Source organism: Piscinibacter sp. (assembly GCF_047600445.1).
GTDB lineage: Bacteria > Pseudomonadota > Gammaproteobacteria > Burkholderiales > Burkholderiaceae_C > Piscinibacter.
Genome location: NZ_JASGKT010000002.1, coordinates 1,116,072 through 1,136,280, shown reverse-complemented (window position 1 = coordinate 1,136,280; position 20,209 = coordinate 1,116,072). Strand labels below are relative to the sequence as shown.

Genomic DNA, 20,209 nt, shown 5'->3' with positions numbered 1-20,209 from the left:
TCGTCCCGCAGCCCTTGCGGCCCGGCCTCTGGCCCCTCGACGGCATGAAGCACGCCTTTTCCCGTACGCTGACCGGCCAGACCCTGTGGCGACTCGCCCTGGGCGGGGCGCTGGTGCTGCTGCTCACCAGTTTGCTGGGCACCTATGTGCTGTTCCGGCAGACCGAAGCCGAGGCCACCAGCCGCCTGATGCTGCGCGTGCAGGAGCGCGCGCGGCAGGCCGAACGGGTGCTGGAGCATTCCGCCGAGACGCACGAGACCGTGCGCAACGCCTTCGTCAGCCAATGGCCGCAATACCAGGACGCGGCGACGCTGCGCCGCTTCGACGCGCTGATGACGCGTTATCCCGACGGAGCCTGGCGCAACCGCCGCGAGATCGCCGACGGGCGCATCCATCCCACCGGCTGGATCGCCCGGTCCGCGGCGCTCAACGACGACCTGCGCCGCCGCGTGGTGCTGTTCTACGACCTGTCCAAGCACTTCGGCCCGGGCGCGGCGCTGCGCCACGACAACCTGTTCTTCGTCGGCCTGCCGGAAGAAGCCAACATGGGCTTCGACCCCTACCTGTACCCGAACTGGATCTTCGACATCGGCGAGGACTTCACCCAGCTCCACTACGAATGGGGCCGCCTGGCCTACGAGCAGGCCGCGCCGGGCGCACCCACGCGCTGGTCGATGGCGGAGATCGACGAGGTGGGCTCCACGCTCGGGCCGGTCTACACCGCGGTCACGCCCATCCACGTGGACGGGCGCCACGTCGCGGCGGTGGCCAGCACGCTGCTGCTCAACGACTTCCTCGCCCGCGTGCTGCCGCCGCACGGCAGCGAGGGCCGCTACCTGCTGTTCCACGCCGACGGACGCCTGCTCGCCGACACCGCGATGGGCGAGCGGCTGTCGCGCCAGGTCGGCACCTACCGGCTGGACCAGCTCGACGGCGACTTGCCGGGCCTGCTCGCCCAGGCCGCCCGAAAAGCCGCCACCGGGCATCCGCAATCGGGCTACGGCGCGCAAAGCGACGCGTACTTCGCCGTGTCGCTGATCCACGGTCCGCAGTGGTACATCGCCGCGGCCCAGCCCGGCACGCTGGTGCGCGACCAGGCCCGCGGGCCCGTGCTGTGGGCCGCCGGGGCGGGCATGGGCGTGCTGCTGAGCCTGCTGGCCCTCTTCGGCCTGGTGCTGCGCCGGCACGTGGCCGCGCCGCTGGGCGAGCTGACCCGCGCGGCCGAGCGCGTGGCCGGCGGCGACACCGGCGTGCGCCTGCCCACCACGCGCGAGGACGAGCTGGGCCGGCTGGCCACCGCGTTCAACGACATGACCGACAAGGTCGCGCAGCGCGACGCCACGCTGCGCGAGGACAAGCGCCGCATCGAGGAGGCGCTGACCTCGCTGCGCCTGACCGAGGAGCGCTGGCGCGCCATGACCGAGAACGCCTCCGACGTGATCGCGGTCGTCGATGCCCGGGGCGTGTTCAGCTACGTCAGCCCGCCGGCCGAACGCATGCTGGGCCATCCGGTCGATGCGCTGGTCGGCTCGCCGGCGCGGGCGCTGATGCACCCCGACGACGCGGCCGAGCTCGGGCCGCGGCTGGAACGGCCGCTGGGCAAGCCGGTGCAGTGCCGCGCCCGCCATGCCAACGGCCAGTGGCGCACGCTGGAGGTCGCAGCCAGCGACCTGCGGCACCACCCCGCCATCCAGGGCCTGGTGCTGAACGTGCGCGACGTGTCCGAGACCCTGGCCGCCGAGGAGACCCTGGCGCGCCAGCGCGAGGCGCTGCACCAGAGCGAGAAGCTCACGGCGCTGGGCAGCCTGCTGGCCGGCGTGGCGCACGAGCTGAACAACCCGCTGGCGGTGGTCGTGGGCCGCTCGATCCAGCTCGAATCGGCCGCGCGTTCGTCCACCGAGCGCGAGACCGCCGGCAGGATCCGCCAGGCGGCGGAGCGCTGCGCGCGCATCGTGAAGACCTTCCTCGCGATGGCGCGGCGCCAGGATGTGACGCGCGCACCGACCTCGGTGAACCGGGTGATCACCGACGCGCTGGAGGTGCTGGCCTACACGCTCGACAGCAGCGGCATCAGCGTGCACGCCGCGCTCGCCGACGACCTGCCGCCGGTGCTGGCCGATGCCGACCAGCTCGGCCAGGTGTTCATGAACCTCTTCACCAATGCCCAGCAGGCCATGTCCGGCCAGGCCGGCCGGCGCGAGCTGCAGGTGAGCACGCATCGCGCCGCCGGCGGACACGAGGTGCAGGTCGTCGTGCAGGACAGCGGCCCCGGCATCGCGCCGGAACTGGGCGCGCGCATCTTCGAGCCCTTTTTCACCACCAAGGCGGTGGGCGACGGCACCGGCGTGGGCCTGTCGGTGAGCCTGGGCATCGTGCAGTCGCACGGCGGCAGCATGCTGCTCGCGCCGCACGCGCCGAACCGCGGCGCGCGCTTCGTCGTCAGCCTGCCGGCTCACGCGCCGGCGGCGGCTCCCTCCCTCCCGGCGACGGCACCCGCGGCCACGCCGTCGGCGGGCGGGCCATGGCGCGTGCTGATCGTCGACGACGAGATCGACATCGCCGAGATCCTGGGCGAGATCGTGCAGCACGCCGGCCACGCGGCGGTGCTCGCGAACAGCGGCGAACAGGCGCTGGCACAGCTCGCGGCGCAGCCCTTCGACCTGGTGATGACCGACCTGAAGATGCCCGGCATGGACGGCCCGGCGCTGTACCGCGACATCGAGCACCGCCACCCGGCGCTGGCGCGTCGCGTCATCGTCGTCACCGGCGACACGCTGAGCAGCGGCGCGCACGAGTTCCTGCGCGAGGTGCGGGTACCGGTGATCGACAAGCCCTTCACGCCCGACGAGGTGCTGGCCTGCATCGCGGCCGTGATGCGCTGACGGGAAGGAGCGGGGTCAGCCCTCGACGCGCTCGATCTGCGCGACCAGCTCCAGCACCTCGTCGGGCGTGAAGGGCTTGTCGAGGCTGGGCAGCCCCGTCTCGCGCAGGAAGGGCGCGACGCTGGCGGACAGCGTGTCGCCGGTCACGAAGGCGAGGTGGCGCAGCATCTGCGGGTGCCGCGCCTGCAGCGCGCGCCAGAAGGCCGGGCCGTCCATGTCGGGCATGCGGATGTCGCACAGGATGACGCTGCAGGCGTTGCGGTCCAGCCAGGCCAGCGCCTCGCGTCCGCTGGCCACCGAGGTGGCGGTGCAGCCGGCCGAGCGCAGCACGTCGCACAGCAGCTGGGCCACCTCGTCCTCGTCGTCGATCACCAGCGCATGGCCGCCGCGCCCGCCGGCCTCGGCGACCGGCGCCGCGCCGTCGGCCGGCAGCGGGTGCGGGCCGCGCAGCGGCAGGTACAGCTCGAAGGCCGCGCCGGCCGCGCTGTCCACCAGCGCCAGCTCGCCGCCATGCTCGCGCACGATGGCGCGGCTCACCGACAGGCCCACGCCGGTGCCTGCGCCTTCGGGCTTGGTGGTGAAGAAGGGATCGAAGATGCGGTCGCGGATCGACGCTGCCACGCCGGGGCCGTTGTCCTGCAGGCGCAGCACGACGCCCTCGCCCTGCGCGTGCGCCGTCACGGTGACCCGGCGCGGCTCGGGCTGGTCGGCCAGGGCCTGCTGCGCGTTGACCAGCAGGTTGACGACGACCTGGCCGATCTGGTCGGCATCGACCTCCAGCGCCGGCAGCGGCTCGTCGAGCCGCTGCACGACCTCGATGCCGCCGCTGCGCAGGTTGTAGCCCACCAGGTCGAGCGCGCCGCCCACCACGTCGGCCAGCTGCACGCGGCGGCGCTGCGCGGGGCGCTGCCGCGCCATCGCGAGGAAGGTGCGCACGATGCGCCCGCAGCGGTCGGCAGCGGCATGGATCTTCAGGGCATCGGCCTTCACCGCCGGGTCGGCCGCCTTGCGCTCCAGCAGTGCCGAGCGGCCCATCAGGATGGCCAGCGGGTTGTTCAGCTCGTGCGCCACGCCGGCCAGCAAGGCGCCCATCGCCGACAGCTTCTCGCTCTGGCGCAGCGTCTCGCGCTGGCTCGCCAGCTCGCGCTCGGCGGCCTTGCGCGAGGTCAGGTCTGAGAAGAAGGCGGTGAAGTAACAGGTGTCGCCGACGAGCGCGCTCGACACCGACATCTCCAGCGCCACCTCGCTGCCGTCGGCGCGCACGCCGCTCAGCTCGCGCCGGTCGTGCCCGCCCGCCGCGCCGGGGGCCAGGAGGCGCCGCAGCCCGTCGCGGCAGGCCTCGCGCTCGGCCGGGGCGATCAGCAGCGCGACCATGTCCTGCCGCAGCACGGCCTCGCGCGTGCGCTGGAAGATCGCCTCGGCCGCGGCATTGAATTCGACGATGCGCGCCTGCTCGTCGGTGGTGACGACGGCCAGCATCGCGTTCTCGACGATGGCCGACTTGAAGGCTTCGCTGTGCTGCAGCTGCAGCGTGGCGCGCCGGTGGGCGTCCAGCGCGCGTGACACCACGCCGGCCAGCGGCTGCCACAGCGCCGGCAGCCGGGGCGCGGCGGTGCCGGGCTCCTCGGCCACCTGCTGGATGTAGCGTGCCAGCGCCAGCGCCGGGTGGATCAGCTCGCGGCGCAGCAGGTACAGCGCCACGAAGAAGTTCAGCGCCAGGATCGCGAGGATCACTCCGTACGGGATGAAGCGCGGCAGCAGCAGGCGGCCGATCTCGCCCTCGCTGATGCCATAGACCAGCGTCCACGGCGCGTGGGGCATGTCGTGCACCACCACCGTGTGGCCGCCGGCCTCCACCGGCGCGCCGGGCGAGGCATGCGCCGTCTCCAGCGCGGCCGCGTGCAGGCCGGCCGGGCGCACCTCGTCGAAGCGGTGCAGCGCGTTGTCCTGCGCACCGCCGGAGTCGGCCAGCACGCGCTGCCGGGCATCGAGCACCCACAGCCGCCCGACGTCGTGGCGGAAGCGGCGCACGAGACTCTCCAGCATCGCCAGCTTCAGGTCGGTGGCGACGATGCCCTCGAACTGTTCGCCGCGGTACACCGGCGCGCCCACCGACACCATCGCGCCGGTGCCGGCGCCGTCGAGGTACGGCGCGGTCCAGTAGACCTCGCGCTTGGGGTTGCGCTGCGGCGTGCCGGCGGTGAACACCTCGTAGCCGAACCAGCGCGGCATGCCGGCGCGCACCGAGCCGTAGTTCATGCCGTTGACCATGTCGGTGCTCGACGCCCACGGATAGATCGACAGGTAGTCACGCGACGCGGGAAAGAAATACGACCAGCGGAAGTACGGCGTCAGGTCGTGCGTGAGCCGCACCAGGCCGAAGAAGTCCAGCCCGTGGTCGAGCGCGACGCGGCCGCTGCCCGCCACGCGCGGGTCCTCGCCCAGCCACAGCAGCTGCCCCATCGCGGCGCGCTGGTCCTCGGGCACCGCGTCCAGCGTGTAGCCGTCGGGCTGCCCGTGGTCGAGTCGCGGCGTGAAGTGCCGGCGCAGGCCGCTCGCGAATCCCGGCGGGTGGGTGAAGTAGCCCTCGGACCAGGCCTGCATCTGCAGCACGTGGTCGTGCGCCAGCTTGGCGACGGCGTCGAGCGAGATCGCATAGCTGCCGCTGGCGGTGGCCAGGTCCTGCAGCACCTGCTCGCGCTGGTCGTGGTACTGCAGCGCGGCCAGCGCGAGCACCACCGCGAACAGCGGCAGCGTGACGCCCAGCAGCAGCCAGCGCACGCGCCGCGCCAGCAGCCCATGGCGGTCCGGGCCGGACGGGGCCGGCGCCGCGGTGCCGCCCGTCATGGCGCCACGAACATGTAGCCGACGCCGCGCACCGTCTTGATGACCTCCGGCTTCTCGGGGTCGGGTTCGATCTTGCGGCGCAGCCGCATGATGCGCAGGTCGATCGAGCGGTCGAACACCTCCCAGCCGCGGTGGTGCGCCAGCGCCATCAGCTCGTCGCGGTTGAGCACGCGGTTGGGGCGCTCGGCCAGCACGCGCAGCAGGTCGAACTCCATCGCGGTGATCGGCATCTCGCGGCCGTTGGCGTCGAACAGCTTGCGCGCCTCCAGGTTGAGCCGGCAGCGCCCGAACATCACCTGGCCGGGCGGCACCGGCTCGGCTTGCGCGCCGGCCGCCTCGCGGCGGCGCAGCACGCTCTTCACGCGCGCCAGCAGCTCGCGCAGGTCGAAGGGCTTGCCCAGGTAATCGTCGGCCCCCATCTCGAGACCCACCACGCGGTCGATCACCTCGGCCGCGGTGGTCAGCATCACGATGCCGGTGCGCGGGCAGTGCTCGCGCATCCAGCGCGCCAGCGACAGGCCGTCCTCGCCCGGCATGCGGATGTCGAGGATGGCCAGATCCGGCGGCGATTGGGTCAGCAGCACCTTGGCCTGCGCGGCATTGCGCGCGGCCTGGACGCCGTAGCCGAGGCCGCCGAAGTACTCCTGCAGGATCTCGATCAGCTCCGCCTCGTCGTCGACGATCAGCAGGCGCGGTTCGGCATTCATGGCACGCGGGCGGAGGCAAGGTCGGAATGGAGGCGCGCAGTATGCGCGATGGCCCCGGGTCGGCGGGCACGCCTGAAACAAATGAAACCCGGCCCGGCCGGACGCGAAGGCGAATTGATACCTGCGCTTTTCACACTGCCTGCATTCGCGCCGCACGGTGCGGCGGATCCCTCGTCACAGGAGAGTCGAAATGCACGCACACCCCCGGCGGCCTGCCCCACGCGGCCCGCACACCACCCCCCGGGCCACGCTGAACCGCCGCCACCTGCTGCTGGGCACGCTGGGCAGCCTGGCGCTGGCCGCCTGTGGCGGAGGCGGCGACGCCGCGCCGGCCTTTCGCGTGCCGGCCGAGACCGAGACGCAGCAGGCCGTGCTGATGGCCTCGCTGGGCTACGACTACAAGCACGACTGGTCCACGCTGGACACGCAGGCCCGCATGATCCGCGAACTGGTGGCGCACGTGCCGGTGATCTACCTGGTCAACACCGACCAGAGCGACCAGCCCGACGGCGGCGATGCCGGTGCGCTGACACAGGCCCTGCTCGGCCTGGGCGTGCCGCAGAGCACCATCGACGCGCGGGTTCGGCTGCTGCGTGTCGAGCACGGCGAGTTCTGGGTGCGCGACTACGGCGGCATCTTCCTGAGCAACGGCCGCGGCGAGCACCGGGTGGTCGACTTCGAGTTCGACGGCTACGGCTACAACGCGTTCGGCGGGCCGGACACGGTCGATCTGTACGACTTCGACAACGACCTGGCCGTGCGCGTGGCCGAGTCGCTGCGCCACCCGGTGGAGCGCTCGCCGCTGATCGCCGAGGGCGGCAACCTGCACTTCAACGGCCAGGGCACGGTGATCGCGCTCGAGATCGGCCTGCTGGGCCGCAACCCGGGCTGGAGCAAGACGCAGATCGAGGACGAGATCAAGCGCGTGTTCGGCGTGCGCAAGATGCTCTGGCTGCCGCGCAACCTGCCCACCGACGCGCATGCGGTGCGGCAGACGCCCTACCTGGTCGGCGGCGAGCACGTCTACAACCTGGGCGTGACGCACATCGACGAGATGGTGGCCTGGGTCGATGCCCGCACCCTGCTGCTGCCGGAGGTGACGGCCGCCGAGCTGGCCGCCGCGCAGGCTGCGGGCGACCCCATCGGCATGCTCGCGCACGAGGTGCTGGAGGAAGCGCATACGATCCTGCGCGGCGCCAGCAACGAGGCGGGCCAGCCGCTGGACATCGTGCGCGTGCCCGAGCCGGGCGCCATCCTCATCGACATCGGGCCCGACGACGTGCTGTACCAGGCCATCGCCGACCTGGACCACCACCCGGTGCAGCGCCTGGTGGGGGCCGAAGCCTTCGCCGGCAACCAGCCGGTGAAGTTCGTGCTGCCGGCCAGCTACATGAACTTCCTGGTCACCAACGGGCTGGTGCTGATCCCGCAGTTCCACGCGGAAGGACGCGACCCGTCGTTGGAAGAGAAGGACGCGCGCTTCAAGTCCATCATCGAGACCTGCTACCCTGGCCGTCGTGTCGTGCAGCTCAACGTCGACGCGATCCTGGCCGGCGGCGGCGGCATGCACTGCATCAGCCAGCAGGTTCCCGTCTGACGCGATGGCGATCGCACGCCGGCTCAGGCGGAAGAGCCGTCATCCGCGCCGCGCAGGTGGATGCGCGTGCCGGCCAGGCTCACCACCTGGCCGGGCCGCAGCTTGCAGGTCTTGCGCAGCTCCATTTGCCCATCGACCGCCACCTTGCCGGCAGCCACCATCGCCTTGGCGGCGCCGCCGCTGTCGGCCAGGCCGGTGGCCTTCAGCAACGCATCGAGCGTGATGAACTCGCCGCGCACGGCGAACTCGATGCTGCGCATCACGCGGCCTCCTGCGGCGTCAGGCCGAACTCGCGTGCCAGCAGCGCATAGGACCGCCGGCGCACTGCGGGGTCGAAGGCCCAGGTGTTGACCACCAGTTCGTCGAGCTCGAGCGATGCGGCCAGCGCACGCAGGCGCTGCGCCACCTCGGCCACATCGCCGACGAAGGCCTTGGCGCGCATGGCCTCGAGCACCGGCATGTCCTCGGTACCGAAACCGCGCTCGGCGATGCGGTCCGGGTCCTGCAGCGGCCCGAGCCGGCCGCGTGCGCGGTCGACACGCCAGCGGTCGCGGCTCAGCGCATGGTGGCGCGCGTCGTCGGCACGGTCGGCCACCAGGGCCCAGACGCACACCGTGGCCTGTGGCCGCGGATGGCGTTCGCTCGGCCGGTACAGCGTGCGGTACAGCTCGAGCGCGCGCTCGACGCCCTGCCCGTCCATGAAGAAGTACGCGAAGGCATACGGCAGCCCGAACTGCGCGGCGAGCTGCGCGCCGTAGTCGGAGCTGCCCAGCACCCACAGCTGCGGCGCATGCGCGCCGAGCGGATGCGCGCTGAGCCCGCGGTGCGCCGGCAGCGAGGTCCAGGCCTGCAGGTCGCGCACCTGTTCCGGAAAGTGCTCGGCGGCGCCGTAGGCGTTCGGGTTGAGCGCCTGCGCGATGCGCATGTCCCCGCCCGGCGCGCGGCCGACGCCGAGGTCGATGCGCCCCGGCGCCAGCGCCTCCAGCACGCGGAACTGCTCGGCCACCTTCAAGGCGCTGTAGTGCGGCAGCATCACGCCGGCGCTGCCGATGCGGATGCGGCGCGTGCGCGCGGCCACCGCCGCCATCAGGATCTCGGGCGCGCTGCCGACGATGGTGGGCAGGCCGTGGTGCTCGCTGAGCCAGAAGCGCGCGTAGCCGAGCACCTCGGCGTGTTCGGCCAGCGACAAGGTGTCGCGGATCGCCTCGTCCTCGCCGCGGCCGGCCAGCGCGACGGATTGATCGAGAACGGAAAGCTGCAGGTTCGTTCGCATGTTGCGAGCTTGGCACAACGCGCACACCGGCGCGCCGTCGTGTACATTAGCGCCACAGTTCTACGCAAGTCACCGATCGTTCGTGATCTCCGCTCCATCCACTGCGCCCGTCGCAGTCGGCCTCGATCGAAATCTCCTGCTCGTTGCTTGAGTGTGCTGCTTTTGCGCCGCATCACGCGGTGCGTGTTCGACTCCATTGTTAGACAGATAGGATCCCGTCCATGACGACCCAGACCGGTACCGTGAAGTGGTTCAACGAAGCCAAGGGCTATGGCTTCATCGCGCAAGACGCCGGCGGCGCCGACCTCTTCGCCCACTTCCGCGACATCCAGGGCAACGGCTTCAAGACGCTGCAGGAAAACCAGCGCGTCGAATTCGAAGTCAAGCAAGGCCAGAAGGGCCTGCAGGCGGCCAACATCCGCCCGCTCTGAACCTGCGCCCGGCCTTCGGGCCGCAGCAAGCCAAGGCCGCGGCTCCGTCCGCGGCTTTTTGTTTTGTTCTCCAGGAGGCAAGAGCATGAGTACCGACCTCGCCAGCGCGATCAACCACCAGGTACGCCTCGCCGCGCGGCCCCTCGGGCTGCCCAGGGACGGCGACTGGCGCTTCACCGAGGAGCCGGTGGCACTGCCCGACGAGGGCGGCGTGCTGGTGCGCGCCACGCACCTGTCGCTCGACCCGGCGATGCGCGGCTGGATGAACGAGGGCAAGAGCTACATCGCGCCGGTGGGCATCGGCGAGGTGATGCGCGCCGGCGGCATCGGCGTGGTGGTGGCCTCGAAGAACCCGGCCTTCGCGGTCGGCGACAAGGTCAGCGGCACGCTCGGCGTGCAGACCTACTGCCTGGTCCCGGCCGGGCACATCGGCCGCAGCGGCCTGGCCAGGATCGACACGAAGCTCGGCAGCGACACGCAGTGGCTCAACGTGCTGGGCATGCCGGGCATGACCGGCTACTTCGGCCTGATGGACATCGGCCAGCCCAAGCCGGGCGAGACGGTGGTGGTGTCGGGCGCGGCCGGCGCGGTTGGCCAGACGGTCGGCCAGCTCGCGAAGATCAAGGGCTGCCGCGTGGTCGGCATCGCCGGCGGCGCCGACAAGTGCCGCTTCGTGGTCGACGAACTCGGCTTCGACGCCTGCATCGACTACAAGGCCGGCAGCGTGCGCGACGGCCTCAAGCAGCACTGCCCCGGCGGCGTCGATATCTACTTCGACAACGTCGGCGGCGAGATCCTCGACACGGTCTTGACGCGCATCAACCGCAAGGCGCGCATCGTGATCTGCGGCGCGATCAGCCAGTACAACGCCACCGCGCCGGTGCAGGGACCGAAGAACTACCTCTCGCTGCTGGTCAACCGCGCGCGCATGGAAGGCGTGGTGGTGTTCGACTACGCCGAGCGCTACCCGGCCGCGATCGCCGAACTGGCCGGCTACCTGAAGGACGGCCGCATGAAGAGCCGCGAAGACGTGGTGAAAGGGCTCGCGAGCTTCCCGGCGGCATTACTGCGGCTTTTCGACGGCGGCAACTTCGGCAAGCTGGTCCTGGACGTGAGCGGCTGACCTAGACTCGACCGGTGAGCGACGCAGCGCAGCCCAGCCCTTCTCCGCAGGCCCTGGCCGACTGGGCCGCCGCGTCGAGCGAACTGCTCGCGATCAGCGACGACGCGGGCGAGCTGCGCTGGTGCAACGACGCCTTCCGCCAGCGCTTCGGCGCCGGCCTGCCCGCGCCGCTGCGCGCGGCGCCGTCGATACCGCCGGGCGAGCGCGTCACCATCGGCGAGCGCTGCTTCGCGGTACACGTGCACGCGGTGCCCGAGGGCCTGGCCTGGCGCCTGGTCGACGAAACCGCGCAGCGCGAGGCCGAGCGCCTGCGCGAACTGCTCGAAGTGGCGCAGCAGTTCGGCCGGCTCGGCCTCTGGGAGCGCGACTTCAGCACCGGCCGCGGCCACTGGGACCACCACGTCTTCGACTTCTGGGGGCTGGACCCCGCGCAGGGCACGCCGGACTTCGCCAAGGCGACGCGCTACATCCACCCCGAGGACCACTTCACCGGCACCTACCTGCGCTCGCAGCAGACGCCGGGGCGCTACTCGCAGCACTACCGCGTGCTGCGGCCCGACGGCACGGTGCGCCGCATCCACTCGCAGTGGGAAGTCAAGGCCGGCGCCGAAGGCCGGCCGACACGCGCCATCGGCGTGATGATGGACGACACCGATATCTACGAACTGGCGCGCTCGCTCACCGACGTCAACGCGCAGCTCCAGCTCGCCGTCGAGCTGGCCGGCATCACGATCTGGCGCCACGATCTGCGCAGCAACCGCATCCAGTACAACGAGCACGGCTACGCGACGCTGGGCATCCCGCCGCAACCCGAGGGCTTGCCGATCGCGGAGGTGCGCGGCCTCGTCCACCCCGACGACCTGGCCGAAGTGCTCGCCTCGACCGAGCGCGCGCTGGCCAGCAACCGCCCCACCTACATGCAGGCGCGCTACCGGCGCAGCGACGGCGTCTGGCGCCACGTGCTGGCGCGGCGCGTGGCGCAGCGCGCCGCCGACGGCACGCCGCTGGCCTTCTTCGGCGTCGGGCTGGACATCACCGAGCAGGTCGAGCAGCGCCGCCAGTCGGCCGAGCTGGAGCGCCACCTGGAACTGGCGGCGGAGTCGGCGCAGATCGGCATCTGGTGGCGCGACGCGGCCAGCGGCGAGGGCCAGTGGAACGCGCAGATGTTCGCCATCACCGGCCGCGACCCGTCGCTCGGTACGCCGCCGCTGCACGTGTGGGAGGACACCATCGTGCACCCCGACGACCGCGAGCGCATTCGCCTCGCGCTGCGCGCGCTGACGCCGGCGCTGGTGCCGATGCAGGAGCGCGAGTTCCGCATCGTGCGTCCCGACGGCGAGGTGCGCTGGCTGATCAACCGCGCGCGGCCGGAAGACGTCGACGGCCACCGCGTGGTGCTGGGCGTGACCATCGACGTCACCGAGCAGCGCCTGGCCCAGCAGGCGCTGCGCAGCGCCGACGAGCGCTCGGCGCTGATCGCGCGCAGCGTCGGCATAGGCACCTGGGAGATCGATTTCGACAGCGGCGTCGAGCGCTGGGACGAGCAGTTGTTCCACCTGCGCGGCCTGGCGCCGGCGGCGAACCCGCCGTCGACGCAGGACCAGCTCGCGCTGGTGCACCCCGACGACCGCGCGCGCACCATCGACGCCTGTCCCGGCCTGGCGGCGAGCACGCAGCCGACGCAGTACGAGTTCCGCATCCGGCTGCCCGACGGCCGGCTGCGCTGGCTGGCCTCGCGCTCGCTGCCCGTGGCCGACGAACACGGCCGCACGCGGCGCCGCATCGGCATCAACTGGGACGTGACCGACGCGCGCGAGGCCGCCGCCGCGCGCGAGGCGACCATCGTCGCCGAGCGCGCCAGCCAGGCCAAGTCGCAGTTCCTCGCGCGCATGAGCCACGAACTGCGCACGCCGCTGAACGCCGTGCTCGGCTTCACGCAGTTGCTGCAGTTCGAGGACACCCACCCGTCGCGCGTCGCCAAGCTCGGCCACATCCGCGCGGCCGGCGAGCACCTGCTGTCGCTGATCGACGGCGTGCTCGACCTGACCCGCATGGAAGCCGGCAACCTGCGCCTGCAACTGCAAGCCGTCGACCTCGACCTGCTGGCCGGCCAGGCGCTGCCGCTGGTGGCCGCGCTGGCGCGCCGCCACGAGGTGCAGGTGCTGCGCGAGGCGGTCGAGGGCTGCGCGCTGGCCGACCGCACGCGCACGCTGCAGGTGCTGGTGAACCTGCTGACCAACGCGATCAAGTACAACCGGCCCGGCGGGTGCGTGCGGCTCTCGGCGCGCGGCGACGGCGACACGGTGACGATCAGCGTCGCCGACACCGGCCGCGGCCTGAGCGCCGCGCAGGTCGAGCATCTGTTCGAGCCCTTCAACCGGCTCGGCGCCGAGCGCGAGGGCATCGAGGGCGTCGGCATCGGCCTGACCATCGTCAAGGCGCTGGTGTCCGGCATGGGCGGCCGCATCGCGGTGACGAGCGAGCCCGGCCGCGGCAGCCGTTTCGACGTGACGCTGCCGGCCGCCGAGGCGGGACGGCCCTTCGCGCCGGCGAGCGAGCCGGCCGCCGGCGTGCCCGCGCCGATCAGCGCGCCGCGCGGCCGGCTGCTCTACATCGAGGACAACCCGGTCAACGTGATGCTGGTCGAGGAGATCGTGCGCAGTCTCTCGGGCCTGAGCATCCACAGCGAGGCCACCGGCGCCGACGGCGTGGCGCGCGCCGCGGCGCTGCGCCCCGACCTCGTGCTGATCGACATGCAACTGCCCGACTTCGACGGCTACGAGGTGCTGCGCCGCCTGCGCGCGCAGCCCGAGACGGCGGCGATCCCCTGCGTGGCGCTGTCGGCCAACGCGATGCCCGAGGACATCGCCCGCGCCCGCGCCGCCGGCTTCGACGACTACTGGACCAAGCCGATCGACTTCCGCGGCTTCCTCGGCGCGCTGGAGGCGCGGTTTCCGGCGGTGTGAAGGCCGGCCAACCCTTCAGCGCCCCTTGCGCAAGGCCTCCAGGTCGCCCTGGTCGAAGCGGCGGTTGTCGCAGCGCTGGCGGAACGCGGCGCGGTCGGCGTTGATCTCGCCGACGCGCGCGTTGAAGGCGTCGGTGCGCGCCTGGAACGATTCGACCGCCGCGTTGCGCGCCTTCTCGCGCGCGATGAGGGCTTCGATGGCTTCGGCGTTGCTGCGGTCCAGCGTCTCCAGGTCGGCTTTCAGCGCGTCGCCCGAGCGCACCAGCTCGGCCTTTTCCTTCTCCAGTTGCTCGCGCTCGCGCGTGGCGCTGTCGTTGCCCTCGACCACGCGCGTCTCGATCGCCAGGCATTCGCGCAACTCGTTCTTGGTCAGCAGCGGGCCGCTGGCCTTGCCGCTGCCGAAGGCGCCTATGCGCAGCTTCTCGTTGGGGGCGGCGTGCGCGGCGCCCAGCGCGGCGGCGAGGGTGATCAGGCAGACGGCGGTGCGGATCATGGTCGGTGCAGGCGTTGGCACTGGCATTGTCGTTCGAGCCGCGCATGATGCCATCGGGCGCCGCGCGCCGGGCGCTCTGCTCTAATCGCCGCTTTGCCTCGCGCGCACCGCTGCCCATGGCACTCAAGGCCACCATCTTCAAAGCCCGCCTCTCGCTCGCCGACATGGATCGCGGCATCTATGCCGACCATGCGCTGACCCTGGCACGCCACCCGTCCGAAACCGACGAGCGCATGCTGATGCGCGTGCTGGCCTTCGCGCTGAACGTGCCGGCCGACGACCGCGAGGGCACGCTGGAGTTCGGCAAGGGCCTGTCGGACACCGACGAGCCCGAGCTCTGGCACCGCGACCTGACCGGGCGCATCCGCCACTGGATCGAGGTCGGCCAGCCCGACGAAAAGCGCCTGCTGCGCGCCGCCGGCCGCGCCGACCGGGTCAGCGTCTACGCGTACGCGGCCAGCGCGCCGATCTGGTGGAGCGGCATCGCGGGCAAGGTCGCCCGCGCGGCGAACATCCGCGTCTGGCAGGTGGATGCGGCGCAGAGCCAGGCGCTGGCCGCGCTCGCCCGACGTACCATGGCGCTGCAGGTGAGCGTGCAGGACGGCACCTGCTGGGTGGGCGACGGCGAGGCTTCGGTCGAGATCACGCCGCGCCGCCTCGAATCCTGAACCGACCTGCGGAGGACCGAACCGATGAGCATCACGATCGAGCACGACGAGAAGGCCGGCCGCTTCTCCACCCGCGTGCACGGCCACCTGTGCCTGTGCGACTACCGGCTGCGCGACGGCGTCATGACGATGACGCACACCGAGGTCGCCCCCGAGCTGGAAGGCCAGGGCATCGCCGGCGAGCTGGTGCGCGCGGCGCTGGCCCATGCGCGCGCCAACGACCTGAAGGTGCGCCCGCTGTGCACCTACGTGCAGGCCTACTTCCGCCGCCATCCCGAAGTGCAGTCGCTGCTCGCCTGACGATGCGCCTGCGCCTTCTCGCCCGCGCGCTGCTCTGCGCCGCGGCCGCCGCCCTGCCCGCTCTTGCCATGACCGCCGAGACGCCCGCCCCGCCCCCCGCCGACGACGACCCGTACCTCTGGCTCGAGGAGGTGCAGGGCGACAAGGCGCTGGCCTGGGTGCGCGAGCGCAACGCCGAGACGCTAGCGCAGCTCTCGGCGCGCGACGACTTCGCGCCGACGCGCGCCCGGCTGCTGGAGGTGCTGAACTCGCGCGACCGCATCCCGGCGGTCTCGCGCCGCGGCGACTGGCTCTACAACCTCTGGCAGGACGCCGAGCACAAGCGCGGCCTGTGGCGTCGCACCACGCTGGCCGAGTACCGCAAGGCGCAGCCGCGTTGGGAGACGGTGATCGACCTCGACGCGCTCGGCGCGGCGGAGAAGGAGAACTGGGTCTGGGGCGGCGCCGACTGCCTCGGGCCGGACGACCACCGCTGCCTGGTGTCGCTGTCGCGCGGCGGCGCCGACGCCAAGGTGGTGCGCGAGTTCGACACGGTGGCCAAGCGCTTCGTCGAAGGCGGCTTTACGCTGCCGGAGGCGAAGTCGCAGGTCGAATGGCTGGACGCCGACACGCTGATCGTCGGCACGGATTTCGGCCCCGGCTCGATGACCGACGCCGGCTACCCGCGCATCCTCAAGCGCTGGAAGCGCGGCACGCCGCTGGCCGAGGCGGCGACGATCTTCGAAGGGCGCCGCGAGGACACCTGGGTCGGCGCCGGCGTCGACCGCACGCCCGGCTTCGAGCGCACGCTGGTCGTGCGAGCGCTCGACTTCTACCGCCAGGAGAGCTTCCTGCTCGAAGGCGACAAGCTGCTGCGCCTGGACGTGCCCGACGACGCGCGCATCAGCTTCATGCACAGCGCCGGCACGCCCGGCGACACGCTGCTGATGGAACTGCGCAGCGACTACCGCGCCGGCGAGCGCAGCTTCGTCAAGGGCACGCTGCTGGCCGCCGACTTCGCCGCGTTCCGCCGCGGCGAGCGGCGCTTCCAGGTGCTGTTCGAACCCACCGAGACGCGCTCGCTGGCCGGCATCGCGACGACACGCAGCCACGTGCTGCTCACGCTCAACGACGACGTGACCGGCCGGCTCGAGGAATGGAAGCGCGAGGCCGACGGCCGCTTCACGCGCCGCGCGGTCGCGGCGCCCTCGCCCGGCAGGCTCGGCGTGGTCGCGCTGCACGACCCGCTGCGGCGCGACGACCCGCTGGCCGAGCAGTACCTGCTGAGCTACACCGACTTCCTGACGCCCGATTCGCTGCTGCTCGGCCGCGCCGGCGGCGACACGCGCGAAACGCTGAAGACGCTGCCGGCGAGCTTCGACGCGCGCGGCATGCGCGCCGAGCAGGCCTTCGCCACCAGCCGCGACGGCACGCGCGTGCCCTACTTCGTGGTCTGGCCGAAAGGCGCCAAGGCCGACGGCAGCAACCCGACGCTGCTGTACGGCTACGGCGGCTTCGAGATCTCGCTGGAGCCCTGGTATTCGCGCGGCATGGGCGCGGCCTGGTATTCGCGCGGCGGCGTGCTGGTGGTGGCCAACATCCGCGGCGGCGGCGAGTACGGCCCGCGCTGGCACCAGGCGGCGATCAAGGCGCACAAGCAGCGCAGCTACGACGACTTCATCGCCGTGGCCGAAGACCTGGTCCGCCGCAACATCACCAGCGCGCGCCACCTCGGCATCGAAGGCGGCAGCAACGGCGGGCTGCTGGTCGGCGCGGTGATGGTGCAGCGGCCCGAACTCTTCAACGCCGTGGTCTGCCAGGTGCCGCTGCTGGACATGCGGCGCTTCCACAAGCTGCTGGCCGGCGCGAGCTGGATGGCCGAGTACGGCAACCCCGACCTGCCGGAAGACTGGGCGGCGATCTCGCGCTACAGCCCCTACCAGAACCTGAAGCGCGACGCGAGGTATCCGACGCCGCTGTTCACCACCTCGACGCGCGACGACCGCGTGCACCCCGGCCATGCGCGCAAGACGGTGGCGCGGCTGCGCGAGCTGGGCCACCCGGTGCTGTACTACGAGAACACCGAGGGCGGCCACGGCGGCGCGGCCGACAACGAACAGCGCGCCACGCTGCAAGCCGTCGAATTCACCTATCTGTGGCAGCGGCTGGGGCGCGGACAATGAGCCCGATCCACCACACGAGGAGACCCGCTTGAAGCGTCGCACCGCCACCCTCGGCCTGCTGGCCGCCGCCCTCGCCTTCGCCCTGCCCGCGCAGGCCGCCTTTCCCGACAGGCCGGTCAAGATCCTGATCGGCTTCCCGGCCGGCGGCCCGCTCGACGCGCACGCGCGCCTGCTCGCCGAGCGCCTGCAACAAGTGCTCGGCCAGCCGGTGGTGATCGACTACAAGGCCGGGGCGGGCGGCACGGTGGGGGCCGACGCGGTCGCCAAGTCGCCGCCCGACGGCTACACGCTGCTGATGGCCAACACCGGCACGATGGTGATCAACCCGGCGGTCTACTCGAAGCTGCCCTACCAGACGCTGAAGGACTTCGTGCCGATCGCGCGCACCGCGCAGCAGCCGCTGGCGCTGCTGGTCAACCCCACGCTGCCGGCGAACTCCGTGCAGGAACTGGTGGCGCTGGCGAAGAAGAACCCCGGCAAGCTCAACTACGGCTCGGCCGGCAACGGCGGCATCAGCCACCTCGTGCCGGAGATGTTCAAGAGCGCCACCGGCACCTTCATCACGCACATCCCCTACCGCGGCAGCGCGCCGGCCTTCACCGACCTGCTGGCCGGCCAGGTGCAGATCATGGCCGAGTCGATCCCGCAGGCCTCGCAGTACGTCAAGCAGGGCAAGCTGCGCGCGCTGGCGGTCACCGGCCGCGAACGCAACGCCGCGCTGCCCGACACGCCGACCTTCGCCGAACTCGGCATCCGGGGGCTGGACGTGGTGGGCTTCTACGGCGTGCTCGCGCCGGCCGGCACGCCCAAGGACGTGGTCGCGCGGCTGTCCGACGCCTTCCGGCAGGTGCTGGAGACACCCGACATCCGCAGCCGCATGGCCGCGCAGGGCGCCGACCCGGCCTTCCTCGGCAGCGAGGCCTTCACGGCCTACCTGGCCGAGCAGATGCCGGTCTGGGCCAAGGCGGTGAAGGACTCGGGCACCAAGCTCGACTGAGCCCGGCCTGGCGCTCAGGCCTTGGGCGCCTCGCGCTCCTGCAACAGCCGCCACATCACCTTGCCCGAGCCCGACTTGGGCAGCGCGTCGACGAACTCGACGACCTTGGGCACCTTGTAGGCCGCCATGTGCTCGCGCGCCCAGGCGATGATGTCGTCCGCCGTGATCGTGCCGCGCGCCTCGGCGCGCAGCACCACCACGGCCTTGACGGTCTCGCCGCGGTAGTCGTCGCGCGCGGCGATGATGCAGGCCTCCTGCACCGCCGGGTGCTTGAACAGCAGCGTCTCCACCTCGGCCGGCCAGACCTTGTAGCCGCTGGCGTTGATCATGCGCTTCAGGCGGTCGGTGATGAAGAAGTAGCCCTCTTCGTCGATGCGGCCGAGGTCGCCGGTGCGGAAGAACTTGCGGCCGCTGGCGTCGCCGGGCAGCGTGACGAAGGCGGCCTCGGTGGCCTCGGGGTGCTTCCAGTAGCCCTTGAAGACCATCGGCCCGTGGGTGACGATCTCGCCGGTCTCGCCGGGCGGCAGCTCCCGCAAGGTGGCGGGGTCGACGACGCGCGAGTCGACGCCGAAGATCGGGATGCCCAGGCATTGCAGCTTGGCGCGCTCGGGCGGGTTGGCGTGGCTGGGCGCGGCGGTTTCGGTCAGGCCGTAGCCCTCGGCGAAGGTCAGGCCGAACTGGTCCTGCAAGCGCTGCGCGACGGCCTGCGGCATCGCCGCGCCGCCGCCGCTGATGTTGCGCAGCGACGAGAGGTCGAAGCTCTTGTAGTTCGGGCTGCCGAACAGGTCGATGATCATCGTCGGGATGCAGGTCCAGTGCGAGACCCGGTGGCGCGAGATCAGCCGGCCGGCCAGCTCGCGGTCCCAGCGCGGCAGGATCACCGTGGTGCAGCCGGTGTACACGGCGCCGAGCACGCCGTAGATCATGCCGGTGATGTGGAACATCGGCACCACGCCGAGCGTCACCGACTCCGGCCCGCTGTGCCCCCACTGCCCGCCCACCGCGTTGTGCATCAGCGTGCCGTGCGTGTGCAGGCAGCCCTTGGGCAGCCCGGTGGTGCCCGAGGTGTAGGGCAGCAGCGCCAGGTCGTCCGGCCCGGCCGTGTGCGGCCCGGGCGCGAGGCCGGCGGCCAGCGCCTCGGCCCAGCGCGTCCAGCGCGGGCCGACGGCATCGGTCTCGGGCAGCGCCGGGTCGGCGCGCAGCCACTGCTCGGTGGCGGCGTTGGGCGCTTCGTCGGGTTCGATGGCGCCTTCGGGCAGCGCGTCGGCATAACGCGCCACCAGCACGTGAGCGAGGCGCTGCGCCTCGGGCAGCGCGGCGTTCGCCTGGGCGACGATGCCGGCCAGGTCGGCGCTGCACACCGCCACCCTGGCCTCGGGGTCGGCGATGTAGTGGCCGAACTCGTCGGCGCGGTTCATCGGGTTGACCGGCACCACCACCGCGTCGGCGCGCAGGATGCCGTACAGCGCGACGACGAACTGCGGGCAGTTCTGCATGAACAGCGCGACGCGGTCGCCCTTCTTCACGCCCTGCGCGCGCAGCCAGCCGGCGATGGCCAGCGACTGCTCGCGCAGCTCGCGGTAGCTCAGCGCGCGGCCGAAGAACAGGTAGGCCGGCTTGTCGGGCCAGCGCGCGGCCGACACCTCCACGTTGAACCACAGCGAGGTCTGCGGCACGGCCAGTTCGCGCGGCAGGCGGCGCGGCCAGATGGCGTGGTGCGGGCGGGTGGCGGTGGTGTCGGGCACGGGCGGCTTCCGGTCGGGC

At 72.0% G+C, this 20,209-nt stretch carries 15 protein-coding genes; 9 read left to right on the top strand and 6 right to left on the bottom strand.

Translation table 11 applies throughout. The features are described 5' to 3' along the window. Positions 1-44 precede the first annotated feature (44 nt). Positions 45-2,882, top strand: a complete 2,838-nt coding sequence (locus QM792_RS09445; protein WP_415149467.1) for an ATP-binding protein — start codon at positions 45-47, stop codon at positions 2,880-2,882. 15 nt (positions 2,883-2,897) lie between these two features. On the opposite strand, the gene QM792_RS09440 is transcribed toward QM792_RS09445, so the two are convergent. Beyond that, positions 2,898-5,729: an ATP-binding protein gene (locus tag QM792_RS09440; protein ID WP_415149465.1), complete on the bottom strand. Its 2,832-nt coding sequence runs from the start codon at positions 5,727-5,729 to the stop codon at positions 2,898-2,900. Then, positions 5,726-6,436 carry a response regulator gene (locus QM792_RS09435; RefSeq protein WP_415149463.1) on the bottom strand — a complete coding sequence of 237 codons (711 nt, stop codon included), beginning with the start codon at positions 6,434-6,436 and terminating at the stop codon, positions 5,726-5,728. The genes QM792_RS09440 and QM792_RS09435 overlap by 4 nt, the downstream gene beginning before the upstream one ends. A gap of 190 nt (positions 6,437-6,626) precedes the next feature. Here QM792_RS09435 and QM792_RS09430 point away from each other — a divergent pair, with 190 nt between their 5' ends. Next, entirely contained in the window at positions 6,627-8,033 is a 1,407-nt protein-coding gene (locus tag QM792_RS09430) for an agmatine deiminase family protein (RefSeq protein WP_415149461.1), read from the top strand. A gap of 23 nt (positions 8,034-8,056) precedes the next feature. Here QM792_RS09430 and QM792_RS09425 read toward each other — a convergent pair whose 3' ends face one another. Both QM792_RS09425 and QM792_RS09420 read right to left on the bottom strand, forming a co-directional pair. Continuing rightward, the gene (locus QM792_RS09425) at positions 8,057-8,293 is read right to left on the bottom strand and encodes an RNA-binding S4 domain-containing protein (protein WP_415149459.1); all 237 of its coding nucleotides are present in this window, start codon (positions 8,291-8,293) and stop codon (positions 8,057-8,059) included. Further along, positions 8,293-9,294 (bottom strand): LLM class flavin-dependent oxidoreductase, encoded by a 1,002-nt coding sequence (locus QM792_RS09420; RefSeq protein WP_415151604.1) that lies wholly within the window; start codon positions 9,292-9,294, stop codon positions 8,293-8,295. Before QM792_RS09420 ends, QM792_RS09425 begins: the two co-directional genes overlap by 1 nt. Positions 9,295-9,527: 233 nt before the next feature. Here QM792_RS09420 and QM792_RS09415 point away from each other — a divergent pair, with 233 nt between their 5' ends. The 3 genes from QM792_RS09415 to QM792_RS09405 all read left to right on the top strand — a co-directional run bounded on the left by QM792_RS09415 (position 9,528) and on the right by QM792_RS09405 (position 13,826). Further along, on the top strand, positions 9,528-9,737 hold the full coding sequence (locus QM792_RS09415) for a cold-shock protein (RefSeq protein ID WP_298830305.1): 210 nt from the start codon (positions 9,528-9,530) through the stop codon (positions 9,735-9,737). Positions 9,738-9,822: 85 nt separating this feature from the next. After that, positions 9,823-10,860, top strand: a complete 1,038-nt coding sequence (locus QM792_RS09410; protein ID WP_415149457.1) for an NADP-dependent oxidoreductase — start codon at positions 9,823-9,825, stop codon at positions 10,858-10,860. Between the two features lie 14 nt (positions 10,861-10,874). Next, positions 10,875-13,826: a PAS domain-containing protein gene (locus tag QM792_RS09405; protein ID WP_415149456.1), complete on the top strand. Its 2,952-nt coding sequence runs from the start codon at positions 10,875-10,877 to the stop codon at positions 13,824-13,826. Between the two features lie 15 nt (positions 13,827-13,841). Here the strand turns inward: QM792_RS09405 and QM792_RS09400 are convergent, their stop codons facing one another. Continuing rightward, a complete protein-coding gene (locus QM792_RS09400; protein ID WP_415149454.1) occupies positions 13,842-14,318 on the bottom strand; it encodes a hypothetical protein in 477 nt (158 codons plus the stop codon). Positions 14,319-14,434: 116 nt separating this feature from the next. Between QM792_RS09400 and QM792_RS09395 the strand changes: the two genes are divergently transcribed. The 4 genes from QM792_RS09395 to QM792_RS09380 are packed head-to-tail and all read left to right on the top strand — an operon-like array spanning position 14,435 to position 18,445. Next, positions 14,435-14,986: a YaeQ family protein gene (locus QM792_RS09395; RefSeq protein ID WP_415149452.1), complete on the top strand. Its 552-nt coding sequence runs from the start codon at positions 14,435-14,437 to the stop codon at positions 14,984-14,986. 24 nt (positions 14,987-15,010) lie between these two features. Beyond that, a complete protein-coding gene (locus tag QM792_RS09390; protein ID WP_415149450.1) occupies positions 15,011-15,286 on the top strand; it encodes a GNAT family N-acetyltransferase in 276 nt (91 codons plus the stop codon). 2 nt (positions 15,287-15,288) lie between these two features. After that, positions 15,289-17,448, top strand: coding sequence for a prolyl oligopeptidase family serine peptidase (locus tag QM792_RS09385; RefSeq protein ID WP_415149448.1), 2,160 nt, complete (start codon positions 15,289-15,291; stop codon positions 17,446-17,448). A 28-nt stretch (positions 17,449-17,476) separates the two neighbouring features. Next, on the top strand, positions 17,477-18,445 hold the full coding sequence (locus QM792_RS09380; protein WP_415149447.1) for a Bug family tripartite tricarboxylate transporter substrate binding protein: 969 nt from the start codon (positions 17,477-17,479) through the stop codon (positions 18,443-18,445). A 14-nt stretch (positions 18,446-18,459) separates the two neighbouring features. On the opposite strand, the gene QM792_RS09375 is transcribed toward QM792_RS09380, so the two are convergent. Continuing rightward, a complete protein-coding gene (locus QM792_RS09375) occupies positions 18,460-20,190 on the bottom strand; it encodes a long-chain fatty acid--CoA ligase (RefSeq protein WP_415149445.1) in 1,731 nt (576 codons plus the stop codon). Positions 20,191-20,209 lie beyond the last annotated feature (19 nt).